The organism is Hymenobacter sp. YC55, assembly GCF_029433095.1.
Taxonomy (GTDB): Bacteria; Bacteroidota; Bacteroidia; order Cytophagales; family Hymenobacteraceae; genus Hymenobacter.
On sequence record NZ_JARNTX010000010.1, the window covers coordinates 53,468 to 75,048 of the forward strand.

The 21,581-nt window shown below is 53.3% G+C and carries 13 protein-coding genes; 6 read left to right on the top strand and 7 right to left on the bottom strand.

Annotation, left to right across the window (positions count from 1 at the left end; genetic code table 11):
• Positions 1 to 151: 151 nt before the first annotated feature.
• The 5 genes from P1X16_RS29770 to P1X16_RS29790 form a co-directional block, all read right to left on the bottom strand.
• Positions 152 to 2,572 carry an ABC transporter permease gene (locus P1X16_RS29770; RefSeq protein WP_277236412.1) on the bottom strand — a complete coding sequence of 807 codons (2,421 nt, stop codon included), beginning with the start codon at positions 2,570 to 2,572 and terminating at the stop codon, positions 152 to 154.
• Positions 2,573 to 2,660: 88 nt separating this feature from the next.
• Positions 2,661 to 5,075: an ABC transporter permease gene (locus tag P1X16_RS29775; protein WP_277236413.1), complete on the bottom strand. Its 2,415-nt coding sequence runs from the start codon at positions 5,073 to 5,075 to the stop codon at positions 2,661 to 2,663.
• 73 nt (positions 5,076 to 5,148) lie between these two features.
• On the bottom strand, positions 5,149 to 7,512 hold the full coding sequence (locus P1X16_RS29780; protein ID WP_277236414.1) for an ABC transporter permease: 2,364 nt from the start codon (positions 7,510 to 7,512) through the stop codon (positions 5,149 to 5,151).
• Between the two features lie 44 nt (positions 7,513 to 7,556).
• Complete coding sequence (locus P1X16_RS29785) at positions 7,557 to 8,246, bottom strand: ABC transporter ATP-binding protein (RefSeq protein ID WP_277236415.1); 690 nt, start codon at positions 8,244 to 8,246, stop codon at positions 7,557 to 7,559.
• A gap of 112 nt (positions 8,247 to 8,358) precedes the next feature.
• Positions 8,359 to 9,618, bottom strand: a complete 1,260-nt coding sequence (locus P1X16_RS29790) for an efflux RND transporter periplasmic adaptor subunit (RefSeq protein WP_277236416.1) — start codon at positions 9,616 to 9,618, stop codon at positions 8,359 to 8,361.
• Between the two features lie 402 nt (positions 9,619 to 10,020).
• Between P1X16_RS29790 and P1X16_RS29795 the strand changes: the two genes are divergently transcribed.
• Positions 10,021 to 11,403: a sigma-54 dependent transcriptional regulator gene (locus tag P1X16_RS29795; protein ID WP_277236417.1), complete on the top strand. Its 1,383-nt coding sequence runs from the start codon at positions 10,021 to 10,023 to the stop codon at positions 11,401 to 11,403.
• Complete coding sequence (locus P1X16_RS29800) at positions 11,393 to 12,778, top strand: ATP-binding protein (RefSeq protein WP_277236418.1); 1,386 nt, start codon at positions 11,393 to 11,395, stop codon at positions 12,776 to 12,778. Before P1X16_RS29795 ends, P1X16_RS29800 begins: the two co-directional genes overlap by 11 nt.
• 230 nt (positions 12,779 to 13,008) lie before the next feature.
• On the opposite strand, the gene P1X16_RS29805 is transcribed toward P1X16_RS29800, so the two are convergent.
• A complete protein-coding gene (locus tag P1X16_RS29805; RefSeq protein ID WP_277236419.1) occupies positions 13,009 to 13,422 on the bottom strand; it encodes a hypothetical protein in 414 nt (137 codons plus the stop codon).
• A gap of 599 nt (positions 13,423 to 14,021) precedes the next feature.
• Here P1X16_RS29805 and P1X16_RS29810 point away from each other — a divergent pair.
• Entirely contained in the window at positions 14,022 to 14,900 is an 879-nt protein-coding gene (locus P1X16_RS29810) for an NmrA family NAD(P)-binding protein (protein ID WP_277236420.1), read from the top strand.
• Between the two features lie 102 nt (positions 14,901 to 15,002).
• Here P1X16_RS29810 and P1X16_RS29815 read toward each other — a convergent pair whose 3' ends face one another.
• Complete coding sequence (locus tag P1X16_RS29815; RefSeq protein ID WP_277236421.1) at positions 15,003 to 16,076, bottom strand: LacI family DNA-binding transcriptional regulator; 1,074 nt, start codon at positions 16,074 to 16,076, stop codon at positions 15,003 to 15,005.
• 492 nt (positions 16,077 to 16,568) lie between these two features.
• On the opposite strand from P1X16_RS29815, the gene nagB reads away from it, so the two are divergent.
• From nagB to P1X16_RS29830, 3 genes are all read left to right on the top strand, one after another.
• A complete protein-coding gene (gene nagB, locus P1X16_RS29820) occupies positions 16,569 to 18,485 on the top strand; it encodes a glucosamine-6-phosphate deaminase (protein ID WP_277236422.1) in 1,917 nt (638 codons plus the stop codon).
• A gap of 150 nt (positions 18,486 to 18,635) precedes the next feature.
• Positions 18,636 to 19,922: a sugar MFS transporter gene (locus P1X16_RS29825; RefSeq protein ID WP_277236423.1), complete on the top strand. Its 1,287-nt coding sequence runs from the start codon at positions 18,636 to 18,638 to the stop codon at positions 19,920 to 19,922.
• Positions 19,923 to 19,934: 12 nt separating this feature from the next.
• Positions 19,935 to 20,882, top strand: coding sequence for a glycosyl hydrolase family 18 protein (locus tag P1X16_RS29830; RefSeq protein WP_277236424.1), 948 nt, complete (start codon positions 19,935 to 19,937; stop codon positions 20,880 to 20,882).
• Positions 20,883 to 21,581: the final 699 nt, after the last annotated feature.

Consider the following 21,581-nt stretch of genomic DNA (forward strand, 5'->3'; position numbering starts at 1 on the left):
TAAGCCTCTTTGCTCGCTACGTATCCGAGACGATGTAAAAATGAGCCGAACAATAAAAAGCCCCTCCTTGCGAGGGGCTTTTTTGTGGCATAAAGGCGGTACTAGCTCCATTGAATCGTGCTCCGTTTTAGCATGATTAGCAGCAAGCAGCTTAATTAACTCGCAGGTTTTTGATGGGGTTGGCCGCAGCAGCCCGCACGGCTTGCACGCTCACCGTCATTAGGGCAATGAGAAGCGCCACTACGCCGACCAAGACAAACACCCACCAACTAACATTGATGCGGTAAGCAAAATCCTGCAGCCAGCGGTGCATAACCCACCACGCCAGCGGCCACGCCACCACGTTGGCCACTACCACCAGCTTCAGGAAGTCCTTGGAGAGCAACGAAACGATGTTGGTGACAGAAGCACCCAACACCTTGCGGATACCGATTTCCTTGGTGCGTTGCTCGGCCGTGAACGTCGCCAGCCCAAACAAACCCAAGCAAGCCACCAAAACGGTGAGACCCGCGAAAAGGTAAAGAATGCGGCCTAGCCTCTTTTCGGCCTCGTAGGTTTGCATGAAACGCTCATCCAGAAACGAGTAAGAGAACGGCTCGTCAGGTGAAAACTTAGTCCACTGCTCTTTCAACGACGCCACTAAATCAGCTAAGCCCGAACCTTTCACTTTTACAATCATGGCGCCCGAGCTGTGAGCCAGTGTCATAACCAGCGGGGTAATAGGCTCGTGTAAGGATTTGAAATGGAAGTCTTTGATGACCCCAATAACCCGATACGTGATTTTCTGACCTTGATTGCTGGAGTTGGACAAAGTGTGGCTTAAATCGTTCTTGTTCCAGCCGAACGTCTTGGCGGCCGTTTCATTTAAAATCACGGCCGTTGAATCGGTGGAGTGGCGCGCCGAGAAATTGCGGCCCGTCAGCAGTTGGATACCAAGCGTGGGGAGGTACTGCGGATCGACTTCGTAGCGCAGTACTTTTAGTAGTTGCGTGGGATTACTGTCGGTGGAAACCAGGAAGTTGTTGGAGTATGTTGGGCCGGCGGGCAAGTAGCCCGAGGTGCTCACACTTACCACCCGTGGGTCTTGCAGGAGCTGCTGCCGAAACGCTTCGGCGTGCTTGCCCAGCAAGTGAGCCTCTGGCAGCACCAGCACATGGTCTTTGTCGTAGCCGAGCTTCTTGTTTTGGATGTACTCAAGTTGCTGATACACCACCAGCGTGCTGACCATCAGTATAATAGAGATGCAGAACTGGAACACCACTAAGCCACTGCGCAAGCCTAGACTGCCTTTGCCCGAAGTGAACTTGCCGTTGAGCACAGCCACCGGGTTGAAAGAAGAAAGGAAAAAGGCGGGGTAACTGCCCGCGAAAACACCAATAAGCACCCCGAACAGCACCAAGCCCGGCAACAGCCACCAAGTAGCCATCAAGTCGAACGTAAGTTGTTTCTGCGCCAAGTCGTTGAAAACGGGCAAGGCCATAATCACGAGCACAACGGCCAGCACCAAAGAAACTAACGTCAGCAAAACGGATTCGAGCAGAAACTGCCCAATCAACTGACTTTGCAGTGACCCGAGCACTTTCCGAACGCCCACTTCCCGCGCCCGCTTGGAAGCGCCGGCCGTGGAAAGGTTCATGAAATTGATGCAGGCAATGAGGAGCATAAATCCGGCAATCGAGCCGAAGATGTACACGTAGCGCACATCACCCCCAGCTTCCAGGTTGCCCGTGAAGTCGGAGCGCAAGTGGATGTCGGTAAGAGGTTGCAGGAACAGCCCTAAGTCGTTGCCCTTCTGCCGAAACTGCTGGAAACTCATGCCCACGGCTTTTTGCAACTGCGGACCCAGGTACTTATCGACCACTTGTGGCAGCTTGGCCTCTAGCTTTTTGTAGTCGTAGCCTTCTGGCAACACCAAGTAGGTGAAATAGTTGGAGGTCATCCAAGACGACGCTCTGGCCTCCGGGTCGCTGGCCAGGGCCGCAAAAACATCGAAGTGGAAGTGCGAGTTGGCTGGTACCTTATCAAACACGCCCGTCACTTTGCAGGAATGGTTCCATTCCTTGAAGTTCAGGACCTTACCTATTGGGTTGGCATTGCCGAAATACTTGCGCGCCGTGGCCTGCGAAAGAACCACGGTATAGGGCTGAAGTAGCGCCGTTTTGGCGTCGCCCTTAAGCAAGGGAATAGTAAAAACCTGGAAGAAGTTGGAGTCGACGAGGGCCACACTGCTTTCCTTGAACGACTTATCCCCGTAACTGATGCGGGGAGTGCCGCCTTCCCGTATGCGCGTAGCGGCCTGCACTTCCGGGTATTCCGTTTGCAGTGTCTGCGCCACCGGTGGCATCACATTCGCCTCTTTCATCTTCTGACCCTGCACCGAACCCCGAAACACCACCCGCACGATACGGTCGGCCTTCTCGTTGTAACGGTCGTAGCTTAATTCGTTTTGCACGAACAGCATGATCATCAGGCAAGTAGCAAGGCCGATGGCTAGCCCCAGAATATTGATAGCCGAAAAGGCTTTGTTGCGCCACAAGTTGCGTAGGGCAATTTTGAGATAGTTTTGAAGCATGACCACAGCAGAAGTTTAGCAGAAAACCAATGACAAAGCAGTAGGAGCGAGGCTGGCTAACAGGTAGCCGTTGCCAGCCTTTCTAGCATTACTCGGCTCGTAAGTTCTTGATGGGGTTGGTGGTTGCCGCCTTAATGGCCTGGTAGCTAATGGTGAGGAAGGCCACAACTAAAGCCGCCACGCCAGCCGCTAGGAAAACCCACAGCGGGAAGTTGATGCGGTACGCAAAGTCTTCCAGCCATTTGCGCATCACCATCCAAGCTACTGGAAACGCAATGACAGCCGCTACCAGCACCAGCTTTAGGAATTCCTTTGACAGCAGCGCCACAATGGTAGACGTGTTGGCGCCTAATACTTTGCGAATGCCAATTTCTTTTTTGCGACGCTCGGCCGCGTACGTAGCCAACCCAAACAAGCCGAGGCAACCCACGAACACGGCTACCGAGGTAAACACCCAAAGCAAGGACTTCAGCTTGTCTTCGGCCTGATACATCTGGGTGAAATTGTCATCCAGGAATTTATAGTCGATGGGGTAATCAGGGGAGAATTTGCTCCACGCTTCCTTTACACCCCCAATGGTGCTGCTTATGTTTTCGCCCTTCAGCTTGACGGCTACCTTCCAATAATCCGCTGGGTTGATGTGCAGCACAGCGGGCTCCACCCGGTCGTAGAGGCTCTTGTAGTGAAAGTCTTTCACCACCCCAATAACTTGCCCTTTCTTGACCGAATCGGGCGTTACGTTCCACACCAGCGTTTGCCCCATAGCCCGCTCCGGTGTGCCGAAGCCTAGTCCCTTAGCAGCGGTTTCGTTGATGATGAAGGCGTGGTCTTTATCGGTGGTCAAGTTTTTCGAGAAGTTGCGGCCCACCAGTAGCTGCAGGCCAAGCGTCTTGAGGTAGTCGTAGTCCACCATCAGGTGCGTGACGGAATACAGCTTTTGCTCGCCTTTAGTAGGCACCGAAATTTGGTCGCCGGCCACGGCGTCGCCCGGAAAGCCGTAGCCGATAGAAACTGCCGCCACACCCGGCGTTTCCAGCAATTCGCTTTTGAACGCCTCGTAGCTCTTGGTCATGTTTTCGCCCCGCATCGGGAAGAACATGATCTGCTCCCGGTTGAACCCCAGGTCTTTGTTGTGCAGGTAATCAACCTGCAGAAAAACCACGATGGCGCTTACAATCAAGAAGATCGACAACGAGAACTGCACCACAATCAGCCCGTGCCGCAGCCATTGCACCCGGCCAAACATTCCCTCGCTTGCCACGGAGCGCTTCAACACCTTGATAGGCTGGAATCCCGACAGCACCAGCGCCGGGTAGAACCCCGCCACCAGCCCAACTACCACCGTTAGCATCATCAACAGTAGCGGGATAATCGGCTGGGCGAGTAGGTTGAATGACATATCCTTGCCGGTGAAGTCGTTGAGTGTTGGCAGCACGAGGGAGGTAAGAACCGCCGCGACCAACACGCTGACAAAGGTTAGCAGTACCGTTTCGGTCAGGAACTGCAGCATCAACTGCTGCTGGCTAGCCCCGATGGTTTTGCGGATGCCCACCTCCTTGGCCCGTTGCATTGACTTCGCAGTGGCCAGGTTTACAAAGTTGAAGCAGGCAATCAGCAGCACAAAAGCGGCAATAAGGCTGAGTGCTTTCACGTAGGTGATGTTGCCCCGCACGGCCAAGTCAAACTTGAAGCTAGCGGAGTGCAAGTGGATGTCGGTGAGGCGTTGCAGAAACGGAACGTAGGTGATAGGGTCCTTTTTGTCGAGGTTCCGGACTTTCTGCACGATGTAGTTTTGCAGCTTGGCTTGGGTTTGCTGGGCATCCGTTCCCGGCTTCAGCTTTACGTAGGTATAGAACTGTTGCCAGCCCCAGCTTTTCATGCGCTCGGCCGGTATTTCGGCCGCTGCCAGCGGCAGCACGTAATTGATTTTGAGGTGAAATTTGGACAGGCTGTTGCGCAGCACGCCTTTCACGATGAAAGTTGTTTTGCTGATCTTCACCTCTTTGCCTACCGGGTCTTGGTCGTTGAACAGCGTCTTGGCAGTCTCCTCTGCAAGCACAATAGACCGGGTGCCGGCCAGGGCCTCCTTGGGGGAACCATATTTAAAGGGCAGCGGGAAAACGTCGAAAAACGTGGAATCCGCAATCAGCCCGTTCTCCAGGTAGATTTTCTTGTCTCCCACCTCAAACAAGCTGATCGACGAGTTCATCAGGATGCGCATGGTCTGCTCCACCTCCGGAAACTCTTGCTTCATGGTGGAGGCAAACATGGGCGGGACCACCGCGAAGGTTTCGAGGGTTTCGTTTTTGGTGTATTCGGTGTACACCCGATACACTTGGTTGCCCTCCGGAACCGCCTTATCGTACTGCAACTCATCGAACACAAATAGTCCGATCAGCAAACACGCCGTAAGGCCCAGGGCCAGGCCGGCAATGTTCAGAAACGAAAAACCCTTGTGCCGAACGAGGTTGCGGTAGGCAACTTTCAGGTAGTTCTTAAACATAACAAGATGTGTAAAAGGGGAGGTAACCTTTTCAGTCGGAGGGAAAAAGATTGGGCAGAGTGCCGGGAATAGCTTACTCGTCTCGTAAGCAGAGTGCCGGGTCGATACGGGCCGCTCGTACAGCTTGCGTACCTACCGTCAGCCAGGCGACCAGCAGCGCGAGCAGGCCCGCTCCCAGGAAATACCAGAATTCGAGGGCTATCCGGTACTCGAAGCTGTCGAGCCAGTGGCGCACCAGCAGATAGCTGATGGGCAAGGCCAGCACAATGGCCACGACCACCAGTTTGGTGAGGTCGCGGGAGAGCAGGTAAACTATGCTTAGCTCGCTGGCGCCTAGTACTTTGCGCACGCCTATTTCTTTGCGCCTTTTTTCCGCCGTGAAAGCAGTGAGTCCTAAGAGGCCCAAACAGGAGATTAGAATAGCCAAACCCGCAAAGTAGCGGGAAAGCACCGCAACGCGCCTTTCCGAAGCATATTGAGCCTGGTACTCAGCGTCCAGATACTGATAATCCAGCGTCAGGCCCGCGTTGTAGGCTTTGTAAAACTGCTGGAGCCGGCGAATGGTCTCTTTGTCCGAGCCAGGTGCGAGCTTGACCAGCACGGTTCCGGCCGCTTTCGGCTCCAAGCGAAAGATGAAGGGCTCTACTTTTTCGTGCAGCGATTCGTAGTAGAAGTCCTTGGCGACGCCCACAATTTTGCCTCGGTCAAGGGTTTTGCCAATCGGGTCTTGCAAACCCAATGTTTTCACAAGCGTCTCATTCACAATTATTTCGGTGCTATCGGAGCGAAATTGCGGGGAAAAGCTGCGGCCGGCTTTCATCTGAATGCCCAGCGTTTCCACCATGTCGTAGTTCACACCTAGGTTGTTCACCGGAAATTTTCGGCCTTGCCATTCGAGTTGCGGGCCCACGCCGTGCGGACCAACCGCCACGAAAAAGCCCCACATCCCGGAAGCATTCACCACGCCTGGCAGGCGCTTTAGTTCAGCGAGAAAGGCAGTAGGCTCCTGAGCCGACTTGTCCGCGGTTTCGAAATAAATGACGTTGCTCTTATCGTAACCCAGGTCTTTGCTTTGCACATAATGCATTTGCCGGTGCACGACTAGCACGCAGACAATGAAAATCACGGACAGGACAAACTGGAAGACTACTAAGCCTTTACGCGTCCAGAGGTCGGCCACCGAACCCATCTGCGTGCCCCGAAAGACCGTAGCCGGTTTGAAGCCCGATAAGTAGAAGGCCGGATAGCTGCCGGCCAGCAGCCCAGTCAGCAGCGCAATCCCCAGGAACGAGACAAGGAGCTTAGGCTCTGGGGTCAGCGTCAGGTGCTTGCCCGTAATTTCATTGAGTTGCGGTAGAGTTACTTGCAGCAGCACGACGGCCAGAAACAAGGCCACAAACGTCATCAGCACAGACTCCAGTAGAAAGTGCACAACCAGCGCCGTCCGGCTGGCCCCGAGTGTCTTCCTGACGCCTATCTCCTTCATGCGGCCCGTGGCCTTCGCGGTGGCCAGGTTCATGTAATTGATGCAGGCAATGACCAGAATGAACGCGGCAATAGCGGAAAAGAGCTTCACGTATTCGATGCGCCCGCCCGCCTGCACGCCGTTTCTGTACTCGCCGTAGAGATACTGGTCGGAGTAAGGTTGGATAAAGAGGCTGCGGTTTTTGTTTTTGGCGGTTTTGCGGTTTAAAAGCCCGGCTATCTTGCTATTAAGATGCTCTACGTCAACGCCTTGGTGCAGTACGATGTAGGTGTTGAAAGGCCCGTCGTCTTCCCAGTTGATTTTGGGCCCCATCTTCATGATATCCTTGAAGGCATCGAAGGTTAGCACGAAATCAAACTGCTCGGAAGAGTTGACCGGAATGGGGCCGAATACGCCCGAAACGATGCAGGTTTGTTTCAGGTCGGCCAGCTGCCATTCCACCGTTTTACCCACGGCATTTTCGGGCTTGCCAAACAAGCTAGTCGCCAGTTCCTGGGACAGCACGATGGCCTGTTTGTTTGTCAGAACCTGATTGGCATTGCCCTGCACGAGCGGATAGGAGAAGATGTGGAAGAAGCTTTTGGCTGCGAATTTCCCCACGCCCCGAATGTGCTTGTTCTGGCTCACCAATGTGAACTTGGGGAAAAAAGCAGCGGGCGTAACGACGGCCGCTGATTCTATTTCGGGCATTTCCTCTGCCAAAGCCTCCGCCAGCAGCGCGGTAGTGCCCGCGTGCGTATCCAGTCCCTTTTCCGTGCGCACGTTTTCCATCACCCAAAACAGGCGGCTGTCGTTTGCGTGGTACTTGTCGAAGCTTAGCTCATCCTTCACCCACAGGCAAACCGCCAATGCACATGCCAAGCCCGTTGATAAACCAACTAGGTTGATGAAAAACGTGGTTGGGAACCGCTTGAAGTTGCGATAAATCAGAAGGAAGGAGTGCTGAAACATACCGCTGCCAGGAGTGAATGAATTCTTTAGAAACAGCCCGTTAGCTAGGCAGTGAATTGCTTGTGCACATTCTCCATCACCACTTCGCCGTCGAGCAGGCGAATGACGCGGTGCGCGTAGCGGGCGTCGTGCTCGGAGTGCGTCACCATGATGATGGTGGTGCCAGCTTCGTTGAGCTCAGTGAGCAGCTCCATCACCTCGTTGCCGTTGCTCGAATCGAGGTTACCGGTCGGTTCGTCGGCCAGGATCAGGCGGGGGGAGTTAATCACGGCCCGGGCCACGGCCACGCGTTGCTGCTGACCACCCGAAAGCTGCTGCGGAAAATGGTTGCGGCGGTGCATGATCTGCATCTTTTCCAGCACTTTATCTACTTTCTGCTTGCGCTCGGCCGCACTTGCTCCAAGGTAGATCAGGGGCAGCTCCACGTTCTCTACCACCGTCAGCTCATCAATCAGGTTGAAGCTTTGGAAAACGAACCCGAGGTTACGCTTGCGCAGGTCGGCCCGTTTGCGTTCGGAGTAATGGGCTATTTCGGTTCCGGCAAACTTGATGCTGCCGCCATCGGGCTCGTCTAGCAACCCAATGATGTTGAGCAAGGTAGACTTGCCGCACCCCGACGGCCCCATGATGGCCACAAACTCGCCTTCGTTCACGACGAGCGACACCTTGTTCAGCGCTTTGGTTTCGACCTCTTCCGTGCGGTATATCTTTTCCAGGTTTTCAATCTTAATCATGGTGCTAGGAGTTGGACTGGTTGACGTGGGGTGCTGTATCGGTATTGTTGCTAATTCTCTTAAGAAAGAAGTCATGCTTCGCCAAGTGGGCGCTAGATCGAGCAGGTCGCAGTTACTCGTGCTTGTTTTCTAGCACTAGTTCACCCATATCCTCGTAGCCTTCGTAACTGGAAGTCACCACTTTGTCGCCGGGCTTGAGGCCTTCCAGCACTTCGTAGTATTCCGGGTTTTGCCGGCCCAGCCGGATGTCGGCTTTGTAAGCTTTGCTGCCGCTTTCATTCACTTTGAAAATCCAGTTGCCGCCAGTTTTCTGGTTGAAGCCGCCCTTGGGTACCAGTACTGCCTGCGTTTGGTCGCTCAAGGCTAGGCGTACTTGCAGCGTTTGGCCGCGCCGAATACCTGCCGGAGCTAGCCCCACAAATTCCATATCCACTTGTAAACCCTTAGTAACCTGCGTGTAGATCTTCTTCACGCTGAGCGCATAGGTTTTGCCGTCGAGCACGAATTCGCCTTTCTGCCCCGGAAAAATGCGCGAGATATAGTACTCATCGATGTTGGCGCGCACTTTCAGCCCGTTCAGCATATCGAGTTGGCCGATGCGCTGCCCGCGGGCCTTCGACTCCCCAATTTCTGCGTTCAGGGAGGTGATGCGCCCGGCCACCGGAGCCTTGATGGTGAGGTCGTCCATCTTTTTGCGCATCAACGAGAGGTTGCTTTGCATGCGCCCCACCGATTCCTGCATCTGGTTGATCTGCTGGCGCATGGCCACCGAATCTTGCTGCAGGGTTTGCTTGGTAAGCTGCTGCTTGCGCACTTGGTATTGGTAGTTGTTTTGGCTCTGGTTGAACTCCTGCCGCGAAACAACCTTCTGCTCGTAGAGCGTCTTATTTAGGTCGTAGACGCGCTTGGCTTCTTTAAGTTGGTAGTCGATATCGGCTAGCTGGTTGAGTTGCTGAATGCGGTTTTGGCGCATCAGGTTGCGCGTGTCTTGCAGGTTATTCATCAGGTCGAACACGGCCGTTTCGCGGTTCACCATTTCCAACTGCAAATCGGTGTTGGTTAGCTGAATGATGGGTTGGCCAGGGGTGAGCGTGGCTCCATCTTCCACCAGAATGTCCTTCACCGTCCCGCCTTCCGTGGCATCCAGATAAATCGTTTTGATGGGCATCACGGTCCCATCGATAGGAATGAACTCCTGAAAAGTGCCTTTGGTGACCGTGCTGATGGTAAGGCGCTCGGGGTCCACGTTTAGCTTGGTAGGACCGGCCGTGGAAAAAAAGCTTGCTGCCAATAAGCCCGCCACAAGCACAAGGCCAGCTAGCAGTAGTAGCTTGCGGGTGGTCCAGGTTTTCTTCTGAATAGGTACGTCCATGACTTTCGAAATGCGTTGTATGCCCTCACAACTGCTTTCGGACAGCAAGCAGTAAGGATTGTGCCATTAGTGTAATTTGCTGTTATTCAATTATTTGTATTGTATCTTATTTCGCGTTAAGGTATAACTGTTCGGTTTTGATACACTTCACTGTCCGGTACTGATACATTTCGGGCAGGTGTTTGCTTGAAAACCCGCTTTGCGAGCTGCCGAGGGCGTTTTTGTAAATTAGTACAGTTTGTGGTGGGTATTCGAGTACTTAGCGTCTAGCCGGGTAAGTATCTGAGTGAATCAACCTGCTTCGCAGAGTTTGGCACGCCGACGTTTGGCGTGGTTTCTCAGGTAAAACTCTCTTGGCTAAACTTCTAAGTATCTCTTACTTTCTTATTTGCAACAGTTCTAATGGCCTTCAGTAAAGCGCGCGTGCTTGTAGTTGACGACGACCGGGATGTGCTGTTTGCGGTCAAAATGCTGCTCAAAACCGAAGTTCAGGAAGTTGTGACGGAGAAGAATCCGGAAAACCTGCTCTCGGTGCTAAGCCGGCAGACGTTCGATGCCATTTTCTTGGACATGAACTTTAAAAGCAGCCTCGGTACCGGCAACGAAGGTCTGTATTGGCTCGGCCGCATTCTGGAGCGCGACAAAGACGCCACCGTCATCATGATTACCGCCCACGGCGAAATCAGCACGGCAGTACGGGCGTTGAAAGCGGGTGCCACCGACTTTATTGTAAAGCCCTGGCACAACGACAAATTTCTGGAAACGCTAAAGGCCGCACTACAGCAGAAAACTCGCAAAAGCGGCACTACTAGCTCCCAGCCTAAGCGACCAACATCTTTTGCCGACGACGCCATGCTAGGCAACTCGGAGCCTATGCAAGAGCTATTTCACAAAATCGAGAAAGTGGCGCCCACCGAAGCCAATGTACTCTTGCTAGGGGAAAACGGCACTGGCAAGGAGTTAGTAGCCAAAGCCTTGCACCAAAGGTCATTTCGAGCCAGCAAACCGTTCGTCACCGCCGACTTGGCAGCCATGAGCGAGGGTATTTTTGAAAGCGAGCTTTTTGGGCATAAGAAAGGCTCGTTCACCGATGCCAAAGACGACCGAGTTGGCCGGTTTGAAGCCGCTTCTACGGGCACACTGTTTCTCGATGAAATCGGTAATATCTCGCTGCCGCAGCAGGCTAAGCTCCTGACGGCACTGCAGAACCGACAAGTAATTCCTTTGGGCAGCAACGTGCCAGTGCCTATCGATATCCGCCTTATTTCGGCTACCAACGCGCCACTCTACGAGCTAGCGGCCAAAAGTCTGTTTCGCAAAGACCTGATTTACCGCATCAACACCGTCGAAATTACCTTGCCTCCGCTGCGCGAGCGGGACGACGATGTGCTCCTGCTCGCAAAGCATTTTGCGGCCCTGTACGCGGCCCGTAACCACAAAGCCACTCCGGAGTTTGAGCCGGCTACCTTCCGGAAGCTAAAGCAGCACAGCTGGCCCGGCAATATTCGAGAGTTGCAGCATGCTGTGGAGCGGGCCGTCATCTTGGCGGAAGGCAACGTGCTACGCCCGCAGGATTTCAGCTTCTCGGCCATGGAGTTGTCAGGGCCCGCATTCGGTCAGGCAGTAGCAGAGCACACGGAAGGCCCTTTGCAGTTGCAGGAAGTGGAAAAGAACACGATTCTGCGCGTCATTGAGCGCCACAATGGCAACATTACCAAAGCCGCCAAAGAACTTGGCATCACCCGCACGGCCCTCTATCGTCGGCTCGAAAAACATGACCTTTAAACGGCTCGAAATCGGCATTTTCTTTCGGCTGTTGGGGCTGTTGGCGCTGCTATATGGGGCGGTTTACTACGTAAATCAGGCGTCGTATGTACCGGTGCTGTTCGCTGGCCTGCTGCTTATTGCACTCGTGCTGGAACTGGCCCGCTACGTGACGCGTAGCAACAAAGAGCTAGCTAGCTTTATTCTGGCAGTGAAATACCGCGACTTTTCCCAGCACTTCAACGAAGCGCACACCAACCCTTCTCTTAAGCAACTCCACGAAGCCTTCAACCAGATCAACAACACGTTTCGGCAGCTCAGCGCTGAAAAAGAAGCCCAGTTCACCTACCTGCAAACGGTGCTGGAATTAATTGACACCGGCATTATCTCCTATGATGCCGAAGGACGGGTGGAGTGGGTGAATGAGTCGTTTAAGCAAACGCTTGAGCTGCCTTACTTGCACAACATCCATGCGCTGCAAAAGCGCCATGCGGTGCTCTACGACGCTATTATGCAGCTTGCGCCCGGTAGCCCGGTAGTAGTGAAGCTGACGGTAGAGCAGAAGGCCATGCAACTGCTGTTGTCGGCCACAGCGTTCAAGCTGCACGGCCGCAGCTTCACGCTTATTGCCTTCAAAAATGTAAGCCACGCACTAGACGAAACGGAAACCGAGGCTTGGCAGAAGCTATTGCGCGTTATGACCCATGAAATTATGAACTCGGTAGCTCCGATTGCCTCGCTAGCGGATACGCTCCGCCGTCACGTGCGCCTGGAAAAAGAGAAAGCCACCGAACCATTCAGCTACGACCCCGACCTACTCGACGATGTGGAAGAGGGCATTCGTATTATTCAGCACCGCAGCGAAGGCTTGCTGAATTTTGCCCAGGTATACCGCAATTTCAGCAAGATCACCACGCCGCTGCTGACCACTATTTACGTGCAGGAGCTGTTTAACAGCATTCAGGCCCTACTAACACGTCAACTCACGGAGCAGCATACCGAGCTGCTGATTTCCGTACAACCCCCTGACCTGCTGCTACAAGCTGACAGCCGCCTGATGGAGCAAGTGCTGATCAACTTAATTCTCAACGCAGCACACGCAGTGCAAAACCGTCCTCATCCGCAGATTCAGTTGCTAGCTAGAATGGGGGAGAAAGAACAAGTTGTTCTGGAAGTACTAGACAACGGCACTGGCATTCCTGCTGACTTACTGGACAGCATTTTCATTCCGTTTTTCACTACGCACTCCAATGGATCAGGCATCGGATTGAGCCTTGCCAAGCAAATTATGCACCTACACAAAGGCAGTATTCAGGTGCAGTCTATTGAAGGTGTGGGCAGTGTTTTCCGGCTGGAATTTCAAGCAACAGCCGATAATAAGTTGCCGAAAGCCTAGTTACTCAGCAGTAAAATAGCTTAGTAGCAAGGGTTATAGCAGAGCATTAAGTGGCAGAAAGCTAAAACTTAGAAAAGTGATGCTTAGATGCCAATTACAAACTGGAGTCGCTAGAAACTCTTAAAGAACTTATTTGCAGTTGATGTGCCTATTGCCGTGAGTGAAGTTGGTTGATACAGCCATTGAGTTGGCAGGTGCGCAAGAACCAATCTTATGTAGCAGCAAAGCTTCTAGCAGGAAAGCAAATAGGCGCGAGCTTCTTCTAATGTTTTAAACGCGTTGGAGTCGTTTCGCTTATGGGCCTCAGCTTGTACTTCGTGGACGGAAAGCCGGGCAACGGCATCTTTTGCCATCATGAATGCTGTGCATACTCGCTCGGGACGTGCAATTCCACCCCCGTACCATTCCTTGGCCAACATGGCTTTTTCCAGCTCAGTCAAGGGTTGAATCCGGTGCATGTCCACCAAAATGCGGTGCCACCTGCGCCGTAGCAATAGCTGCCCCAAATGCGTCAGTAGTGCCCGCAATTCAACGAGTTGCCGGGGTACGTCATGGTATAGAACGAAAGCATATCCCTCCGGATGCTCAGTGATGCGACCAACAGCATTTTCAAAGTAAACAGCGTGTCGGGTACTGGTCGGCATACAAAATGGCTTTCAACAAACTTGCTTAGAAATGTCCATAAAATTATAGATAATATTTCTGAACCCCTATTTATCTAACGGAAGTACATAAGTTTTTAGGCTCGACTTTCTGGCTATTTAGTAAGGTAGTTCCCATGCCTCTTAGTTTGATAGTCCCGTGGCCGAGGTACAGGCTGGAACCCACGACCTGGAAGCGCGCCGCACTTAAGGCAAAGTGGCCTTACTGTTTTAATGGGTTAGCTACTCGACAAGTGCTGGTCCGGCTAAGCGCAGTCGGAGCATGACCGACTGATAGCCTTCTTTTCCTAAACTCTTACTCCCCAAACTCATGCTTCTTCCTACTGCGTATGCCGACGTACTTACGCAGTTTATCACGGCCAACGGTAACTCCTTTACCACATGCTTAGGGCACTTTTTAATACAGTGCTAGTTGCTTCAACTGGCTGTGTTTTACTGCTGGCGTGCGAGAGGACGCCGCTTTGTGAAAGCTAAATCTATAGGCATTTGAAAGACCGTCAGAGAATATAAATTCAACAAATCTTGCAAGTATACTATACGGTATAGTATACTTGCTGGTGTAAATCATTTCGTCGCGCTCTATGAAAATCGTTGTAACAGGTTCATTAGGAAATATCAGCAAGCCATTGGCGCAAGCACTTGTTGAGCAAGGTCATGAAGTGATCATCATCAGTCGCAAGCACGACAGCCAAGCGGAAATTAAAGCCTTGGGTGCTACTGCTGCTATCGGCTCGCTCGAAGATGCTGGCTTCCTGGCGTCTACCTTCGCCGGAGCCGATGCCGTGTACGTGATGGTACCGCCCAACTTTGCGGAGCCAAACCAAGTGGCCTACTATAGCCGACTAGCTCATAACTACGCTCACGCCATCAAGCAAGCAGATGTCAAGCGGGTTGTTGGCCTCAGCAGCTGGGGTGCTCATCTAGACAAAGGCACCGGTCCCATCCTTGGCTCGCATCACGTAGAGCGTATTCTTAACGAACTAGCTGATGTGGCCCTTGCTCACCTGCGGCCAACGTCTTTTTACACCAACCTGTATGGCTTCGTGGGTATGATAAAAGCTCAAGGCTTTATGGGCGCCAACTATGGGGGCGACGACAAAGTAGCCATGGTTCACCCCCGTGACATTGCTGCCGCTGCCGCCGAAGAGCTTACAACTCCTGGTGCTACCGGCCAGCACGTTCGCTACGTTTCCAGTGATGAGTGCACCTGTGCCGAAGCCGCACGTGTTCTGGGAGCAGCTATCGGCAAGCCCGACTTGCAATGGTTAACCTTTACCAACGAGCAAATGCAAGAAGACCTAGAGCAAAACGGAGTGCCAGCCCCGGCTGCTGCTGGCGTGGTGGAGTTGTACGCCAGCATCCACAGCGGCAAGCTCGGCGAGGACTATGAACTCCACAAACCAGTCATGGGCAAGGTAAAGCTGGCCGATTTTGCAAAGGAATTTGCGGCTGCCTTCTAACGAAACCTGCGTCAACACAAAAAGAGGCGGCCCTTTATGAGGCCGCCTCTTTTTGTGTTGACGCAGGTTTCGGGCCTTTGTAATGGCTATGCTCTGGTTGTCTTACTTATCTAAGTAGTAATGCACATTCTCCTTAGTTATGATGTCGAGGGGCAGGTTTTTAATGGAAGCCACCTCCTTCTTGAAGACGAGTTGGTCGGCCAGGGCGTATAGGCCCCGGTAGCCTTGCTTCTTCGGGTTCTGGTTGATGAGAAAGTCAATGACGTTCTCGTGCAGAAAGTGCAGGTTTTTTTCCAGCAAGTCGTAGCCCACTAGGCGCAGGCTCTCGCGGTGATAGGCCTGCAGATAAGGCGCAATCTCGTAGGCTTTTGAAGTGCTTACGAAAATACCCTGCAACTGCTGGGGCGTCTCGTCGAGCAAGGTCGTGAGCTGGCGGGCAAAAGCTGGGTCGGTTGGGTCAGGCAAGTCCAAGCGGCGCAACGTGTAGGTGCCCTGAGCCGGGTCGGTGGCTAGCTGAGCGAAGTAGTCGCGGAAGCCACGCTCTTTCTCGGCTACATGCACGGCATTGGCAATGTCCTCCCCGATGTGCGCGATGAGAAAGGTAGCTGGCGCTGGTTGGCCCAACTGCAGCAGTTTGCCTGCCAGCACCCCGCTCTGATACGAGTCCTGGCCCACGTAGCTCAGCGCCTGCGCCTCAGCAATGTGGGTGTTGAACAAGACATACGGAATCTGCGCCTGTTGCCAAGCTGTAAAAAAGGCCAGGCTCTCGCGATAGAACAAAGGTGCCACTAGAATACCGTCGGGCTGCGCCTCAGTAGCAGCCTGCGCCTGCTGGCGAAAAGAGGCCACCTGCGTCAGGGCGTAGGGAAAGCTGAGCACGCTGACGCCATAAGCCTTCAACTCACGGGCCGCTTTCTCGATGCCAAGCCAGGGCGCCTCCCAATAAGGATCGAGTGTGTGGTCGGGATGGAGTACAGCCAGGCGGTAAGAACGATTGGCCCCGAGCGTGCGCGCCAGCAGGTTGGGCTCGTAATCCAGCTCCTGCATCATGCGTAGCACCTTCTGGCGCACGTCCTCTGCTACGCGGCCGCGGTTGTGCAGCACCCGATCGACCGTGCCCACCGACACGTTGGCCTTGGCGGCGATGTCCTTTAGCCGCACTCCGTTCTTGCCCATAATTACTTTCTGCCTGAGGTGAATAGTCTGCCTTGTCCTTCGGTGAGGTGCCACTCCAACCCGGAAAAGTGATGCCGTAACGGGAATCCTAGGCTGTATGGAAGTTCGGGCCACACAAATTTAATTACTATGGTTGCCGTCACCTAGGTTTATTTCTAAACCTATGAAAAAGTCTGGTTCTAGACTAGCCCTGCTACTCAAAATGCGTGTGCGCACACTCATGGAAATTTATTTTGCGTGTGCGCACACATTTTTTCTTTTGTTTATTTGCTTTATAATAATGAGGTGATTACGTTTGAATCAACCCGATATATACGGCTTCCCAAAGTCCAGTTGCGCGACTACGCTTAAGATGTCGCCTTCGCCCGTGTGACTTGTTTTCTCAAGTCGGTATTCCTGTGCTGTCAGCAAGTATTACGGCCAACTATTTTCCTGCACGGGCCCTTCCTGCTTCGTTCTTAAAACCTTGATTTTTAAACTCGAAAACCAGCTATGGAAGTTTTACATTACCCGGAAACCACGTTTGAGAAGCTGCCGGTAACGATTTTTGAGGATGCTGGGGAAGGCGCGGTCAGCGTAGCCTACGAAATTGCCGAGCTCATTCGCAGCAAGCAGGAAAAAGGCGAACAAGCCGTGTTGGGTCTAGCTACCGGGTCCTCGCCCATTGGCGTGTACAAAGAGTTGATTCGTCTGCACCGCGAGGAAGGCTTAAGCTTTGATAATGTAATCACCTTTAACCTAGACGAGTATTATCCTATGCAGCCCGATGAGTTGCAGAGCTACGTGCACTTCATGCACGAGCAGCTCTTCAACCACATCGACATCCGGCCCGAAAACATCCACATTCCGGACGGCACCCTGCCGGTGGAAAAAGTGAAAGAGTACTGCTTGGCCTACGAGCAGAAAATTAAGGCCTGCGGTGGGCTGGATTTGCAGCTGCTTGGCATCGGCCGCACGGGGCACATCGGCTTCAACGAGCCCGGCTCCTCAATTAATTCGGCCACCCGCTTGGTAAAGCTTGATCCGCTGACTATTACCGACGCGGCAAAAGACTTTATCAAGGAAGAGTACGTGCCGCTGCGGGCACTGACTATGGGGGTTGGCACCATCATGAAAGCCCGGCAGATCATTTTGCTGGCCTGGGGTGAAGGCAAAGCTAAAATCCTGCAGGAAACCGTAGAAGGCAAGATTTCCGACGAAGTACCCGCTTCGTTTTTGCAGCAGCACCCTCAGGTGCAAGTAGTGGTCGATAAATGGGCTGGGCTAGAGCTTACCCGCATCAAAACGCCGTGGCTGGTAGGCATGTGCTTATGGGACGACAGCCTAATCAGGCGAGCTGTAATCTGGCTGAGCTTGAAAATGCACAAGCCCATTCTCAAGCTCACCGACGAAGATTATAAGGATGGCAGCTTAAGCGACTTATTGGCTGAAGCCGGTAATGCCTACGCCTTGAACATCAAGGTGTTTAACACCATTCAGCACACCATAACGGGCTGGCCCGGCGGCAAGCCTAACTCCAACGATACGCAACGCCCCGAGCGGGCCACGCCGGCCCTGAAACGGTCGTTGATTTTCAGCCCTCACCCCGACGACGACGTTATTTCGATGGGCGGCACGTTGCTGCGACTGGTTGATCAGGGGCACGACGTGCACGTGGCCTACCAGACGTCGGGTAACCTGGCTGTGTTCGATGACGATGCGCGCCGCTATGCTGACTTCGCGCTGGGCTTCGCAGAAAAGCTGAACTTGGGCGTGGCTACTATGCAGCAACAGCACGCCGACGTAGTGGAATTCCTGAAGCACAAGAAGCTTGGGGAAGAAGACAGCGCGTTGGTGCAAGAAATCAAGGCGCTTATCCGGCGGGGCGAAGCCGCAGCAGCCTGCCGCTTCTGTGGAGTGAAAGAGCAGAACGTGCACTTCATGAACATGCCGTTTTACGAGACAGGGCAAGTGAAGAAAAAGCCCCTGGGTGAAGCGGATATTCAAGCCGTAGTCGACATTCTACAGGAAATCCGGCCGCACCAAATTTTTGCCGCTGGCGACTTGCGCGACCCCCACGGTACCCACCGCGTTTGTCTGGATGCCATTTTTGCGGCCCTTGCCCGCCTCAAGGGCAAGGAAGCTTGGCTGGACGACTGCTACCTGTGGCTGTACCGGGGTGCTTGGCAAGAGTGGGATGTCGAGGAGATTGAAATGGCCGTGCCTATTAGCCCTGAAGAGCTAATGCGCAAGCGCAAAGCCATTTTCAAGCACCAATCGCAGAAAGACAGCGCCGTATTCCCCGGCAACGACAAGCGGGAGTTCTGGCAACGCTCCGAAGACCGCAACCACGCTACTGCCAAGCTCTACGACCAGCTAGGGCTGACGGAGTACGAGGCCATTGAAGCCTTCGTGCGGCACCGATTCTAGCACAGTCATTTCCGAGAAAGTACCTGAACTAGCGTGGCACAGCTTGCTGTGTTGCGCTAGGCAGGTGAGGTACACCCGTTTCGCGCCCGATGCTGTGCCGCGGCCGCTAGTTGGCAAGCACAACGCTATCCTGTAATCTTCTGACTACGAATGAACAACGCCAGAGAGTCCGTTATTCCGCCGTTGGCTATCATTGGCGCGCTATTTTTCATCTTCGGGTTTATCACCTGGCTGAACGGCACGCTGATTCCCTTTCTGAAACTGGCGTGCGAGCTAACGTATTCGCAGGCTTTGCTGGTTACGTTTGCTTTCTACATTGCCTACGTTTTCCTGGCCATTCCTTCTTCGTTGATTTTGCAGAAAACGGGTTTTAAGAATGGTATGGCCTTGGGCTTAGTGGTGATGGCAGGAGGGGCGCTGGTGTTTGTGCCGGCGGCGCAGGTTCGTTCTTTCCCTCTCTTTCTCTCCGGGCTGTTCGTGCAGGGGGCGGGGCTGGCGTTGCTGCAAACGGCTTCCAACCCCTACGCCAGCATCCTGGGGCCTATAGAAAGTGCGGCTCAGCGCATCAGCATCCTTGGTATCTGCAATAAGATAGCCGGAGCCTTGAGTCCGGTGCTGATTGGTGCGGTGGTGTTGAAAGGAGCTACCGAACTTGAAAACCAACTAGCCAAGGCAATTTCGCCGGCTGCCAAGGCCGACCTGCTGCAACAGTTAGCCGACCGGGTCGTGTTCCCTTACGTGGTGATGGCCGGGGCGCTGCTGGTGCTGGCCCTGCTGATTAAGCTGTCGGGTTTGCCGGAGATTACCACTCAGCCGGATGCGGCAGCTGCTAGCGCACCAGAGTCGGCCGGCAGCATTTGGCAGTTTCCTCATCTGCTACTGGGAGTGGGGGCTATTTTCTGCTGCGTGGGCGTCGAGGTAATTGCTGGCGACACTATTATTCAGTATGGCCGCTCGCAAGGCATCAGCCTCGATATAGCTCGCAACTTCACTTCCCTCACGCTGATAGCCATGCTAATTGGGTACTGCGTGGGTATCTGGGCCATTCCGCGGTATGTAAGTCAGCAGACGGCCCTTAGCGTTTGCGCGCTAGTGGGAGTGGTTTTTACGGGCGGTGTGCTGTTTACGCATGGTTACACGTCGGTGCTGTTTGTGGCACTGCTAGGTCTAGCCAATTCGCTGATGTGGCCCGCCATTTTTCCGCTGGGCATCAAGGGGCTGGGCAGCTTCACAGAGCGTGGCTCTGCCCTTCTGATTATGGGTATTGGGGGCGGGGCCGTGCTGCCGTACGTCTATGGCAAACTCAGCGAAAGTATTGGGTTGCAGCAGGCGTATTTGCTGCTTGTGCCGTGCTACTTGTACGTGCTGTTCTTTGCTTTGAAAGGGCACGCCTATCAAGTAGCAAAACCCGTGAAGCAAGTTGTGCCTACAGCTTAATTCACCACGACGATGAAAAGACTACTGTGGTTGTGGTTGCTGGTCATGGGTTTCTGTTTGCAGGCCAAGTCTGTGCAGGCTCAGTTTCGGGTGGTGGGCTACTTGCCAGCTTGGCGCGGCGACATCAACCCGGCGCAGCTGGCTCAACTCACGCATGTCAATTATGCTTTCGTGCATCCAACGGCTACGGGAGGTTTAGAGCCTTTGCAAAACCCTGATAAGCTCCGGCGTTTAGTAAAAGCTGCCCATGCCGCAAAGGTACAAGTGCTTGTATCGGTGGGCGGCTGGCACGACGGTGACCACAGTGCCTTTGATTCCATTGGGGCTAATCCTGCCCTTACCAGCACTTTTGTTGCCACCCTAGTACGTTTTGCGCAAGAGTACCAGCTCGACGGCATTGATATGGATTGGGAGCACCCCGACGCGCGCACGGCCAGCGGCTACGCCACTTTGATGCAGCAGCTGGCCGCGCAGCTTCACCCTCAGGGGAAGCTACTAACAGCCGCAATAGCGGGCGGTACCTGGGCCGGGCCCGGAATAGCCAGCAGTGTGTTCGAGTCTGTGGACTTTATGAACATTATGTCCTACGATGCTCCGGCGCCAACCCACTCCACTTATGCTGATGCAGTGCAGACCCTGGCTTATTGGAAAGAGCGTGGTTTGCCGGTCAGTAAAATGGTGTTAGGTGTGCCCTTTTACGGGCAGCCGGGCGGCGTCGCTTTCACCGCTTTAGTCGCTCAAGGCGCCGATCCGAAGGCTGACTCGCTTTCTGGAATCGGCTACAATGGCTTAACTACTATTAAAAGCAAAACGAATTTAGCTTTAGACCAAGCTAGTGGCATCATGATTTGGGAGTTGTCGCAGGACGCCCTTGGCAGCAACTCCCTACTCTCGGCTATCAGTCAGGAAGTACAGTGCCGCAAACCGGTTAAGTCACAGGTCCGTCAGCCGCCGAAATAGTTATGTTAGCACAGACTGTATGAGGTGGTAACTAAGCTCAGCCGATGGTATAGCTAGAATTTCGTAGTCCAGTCTAATTCATGCATAAACTGACCTAGCATATCTTTTTGCGAAAAGTTATATCGCAAGAAATTGAATACTTCTATGAGCAACGCAGAAGTATAACTAGCATTTATAAACCGAGTAAGAAGAATTTGTTATGTAAGAGTTGCGTGTGCGGCAACTCATGTTAATTTTTCTTGCGTGTGCGCACACATTTTTTTGTGCAACTGCTTGCTTTCCACAAACCAGACCAGTATGTTTGGAACAGGTGGTCAATTAAGTGTTTGAATAATCTTATTTGCCATCTTAAATGAGTTGGGGCACTCAGCTTGAAACAATCGTACGCCACTTGGCTACGATCAAGCAAGTTTTGAGGGCAGCAATTAAGAGGACGCTACTAGTTTAGCATCCTTGTATATCAAAAAGCAACAGCTACTCGGTTTTGCAACGCTCCTATCTAACCCACTTGCCCAGGAGCCTTAGTTACCGCACCTAGTGCGGAATTTATCGATAGAAAAGTTTCGGCCTGCTTCCTACCCAGGCTACTAATATAGGTCATCTTATTGCTTGACGCTAGGCTTCTAAGTCTAGCCTGAAAAGTTCTGTTGCCCTTCGCTTCTAGGCGAAGACACCCTCCGTGTACCCGGTTTCAGCCCG

What these genes read in the sequence shown, in the direction of transcription:
- P1X16_RS29770 (WP_277236412.1), bottom strand. Translation starts at nt 2,572, where the DNA reads ATGCTTCAAAACTATCTCAAAATTGCCCTACGCAACTTGTGGCGCAAC.
- P1X16_RS29775 (WP_277236413.1), bottom strand. Translation starts at nt 5,075, where the DNA reads ATGTTTAAGAACTACCTGAAAGTTGCCTACCGCAACCTCGTTCGGCAC.
- P1X16_RS29780 (WP_277236414.1), bottom strand. Translation starts at nt 7,512, where the DNA reads ATGTTTCAGCACTCCTTCCTTCTGATTTATCGCAACTTCAAGCGGTTC.
- P1X16_RS29785 (WP_277236415.1), bottom strand. Translation starts at nt 8,246, where the DNA reads ATGATTAAGATTGAAAACCTGGAAAAGATATACCGCACGGAAGAGGTC.
- P1X16_RS29790 (WP_277236416.1), bottom strand. Translation starts at nt 9,618, where the DNA reads ATGGACGTACCTATTCAGAAGAAAACCTGGACCACCCGCAAGCTACTA.
- P1X16_RS29795 (WP_277236417.1), top strand. Translation starts at nt 10,021, where the DNA reads ATGGCCTTCAGTAAAGCGCGCGTGCTTGTAGTTGACGACGACCGGGAT.
- P1X16_RS29800 (WP_277236418.1), top strand. Translation starts at nt 11,393, where the DNA reads ATGACCTTTAAACGGCTCGAAATCGGCATTTTCTTTCGGCTGTTGGGG.
- P1X16_RS29805 (WP_277236419.1), bottom strand. Translation starts at nt 13,422, where the DNA reads ATGCCGACCAGTACCCGACACGCTGTTTACTTTGAAAATGCTGTTGGT.
- P1X16_RS29810 (WP_277236420.1), top strand. Translation starts at nt 14,022, where the DNA reads ATGAAAATCGTTGTAACAGGTTCATTAGGAAATATCAGCAAGCCATTG.
- P1X16_RS29815 (WP_277236421.1), bottom strand. Translation starts at nt 16,076, where the DNA reads ATGGGCAAGAACGGAGTGCGGCTAAAGGACATCGCCGCCAAGGCCAAC.
- nagB (WP_277236422.1), top strand. Translation starts at nt 16,569, where the DNA reads ATGGAAGTTTTACATTACCCGGAAACCACGTTTGAGAAGCTGCCGGTA.
- P1X16_RS29825 (WP_277236423.1), top strand. Translation starts at nt 18,636, where the DNA reads ATGAACAACGCCAGAGAGTCCGTTATTCCGCCGTTGGCTATCATTGGC.
- P1X16_RS29830 (WP_277236424.1), top strand. Translation starts at nt 19,935, where the DNA reads ATGAAAAGACTACTGTGGTTGTGGTTGCTGGTCATGGGTTTCTGTTTG.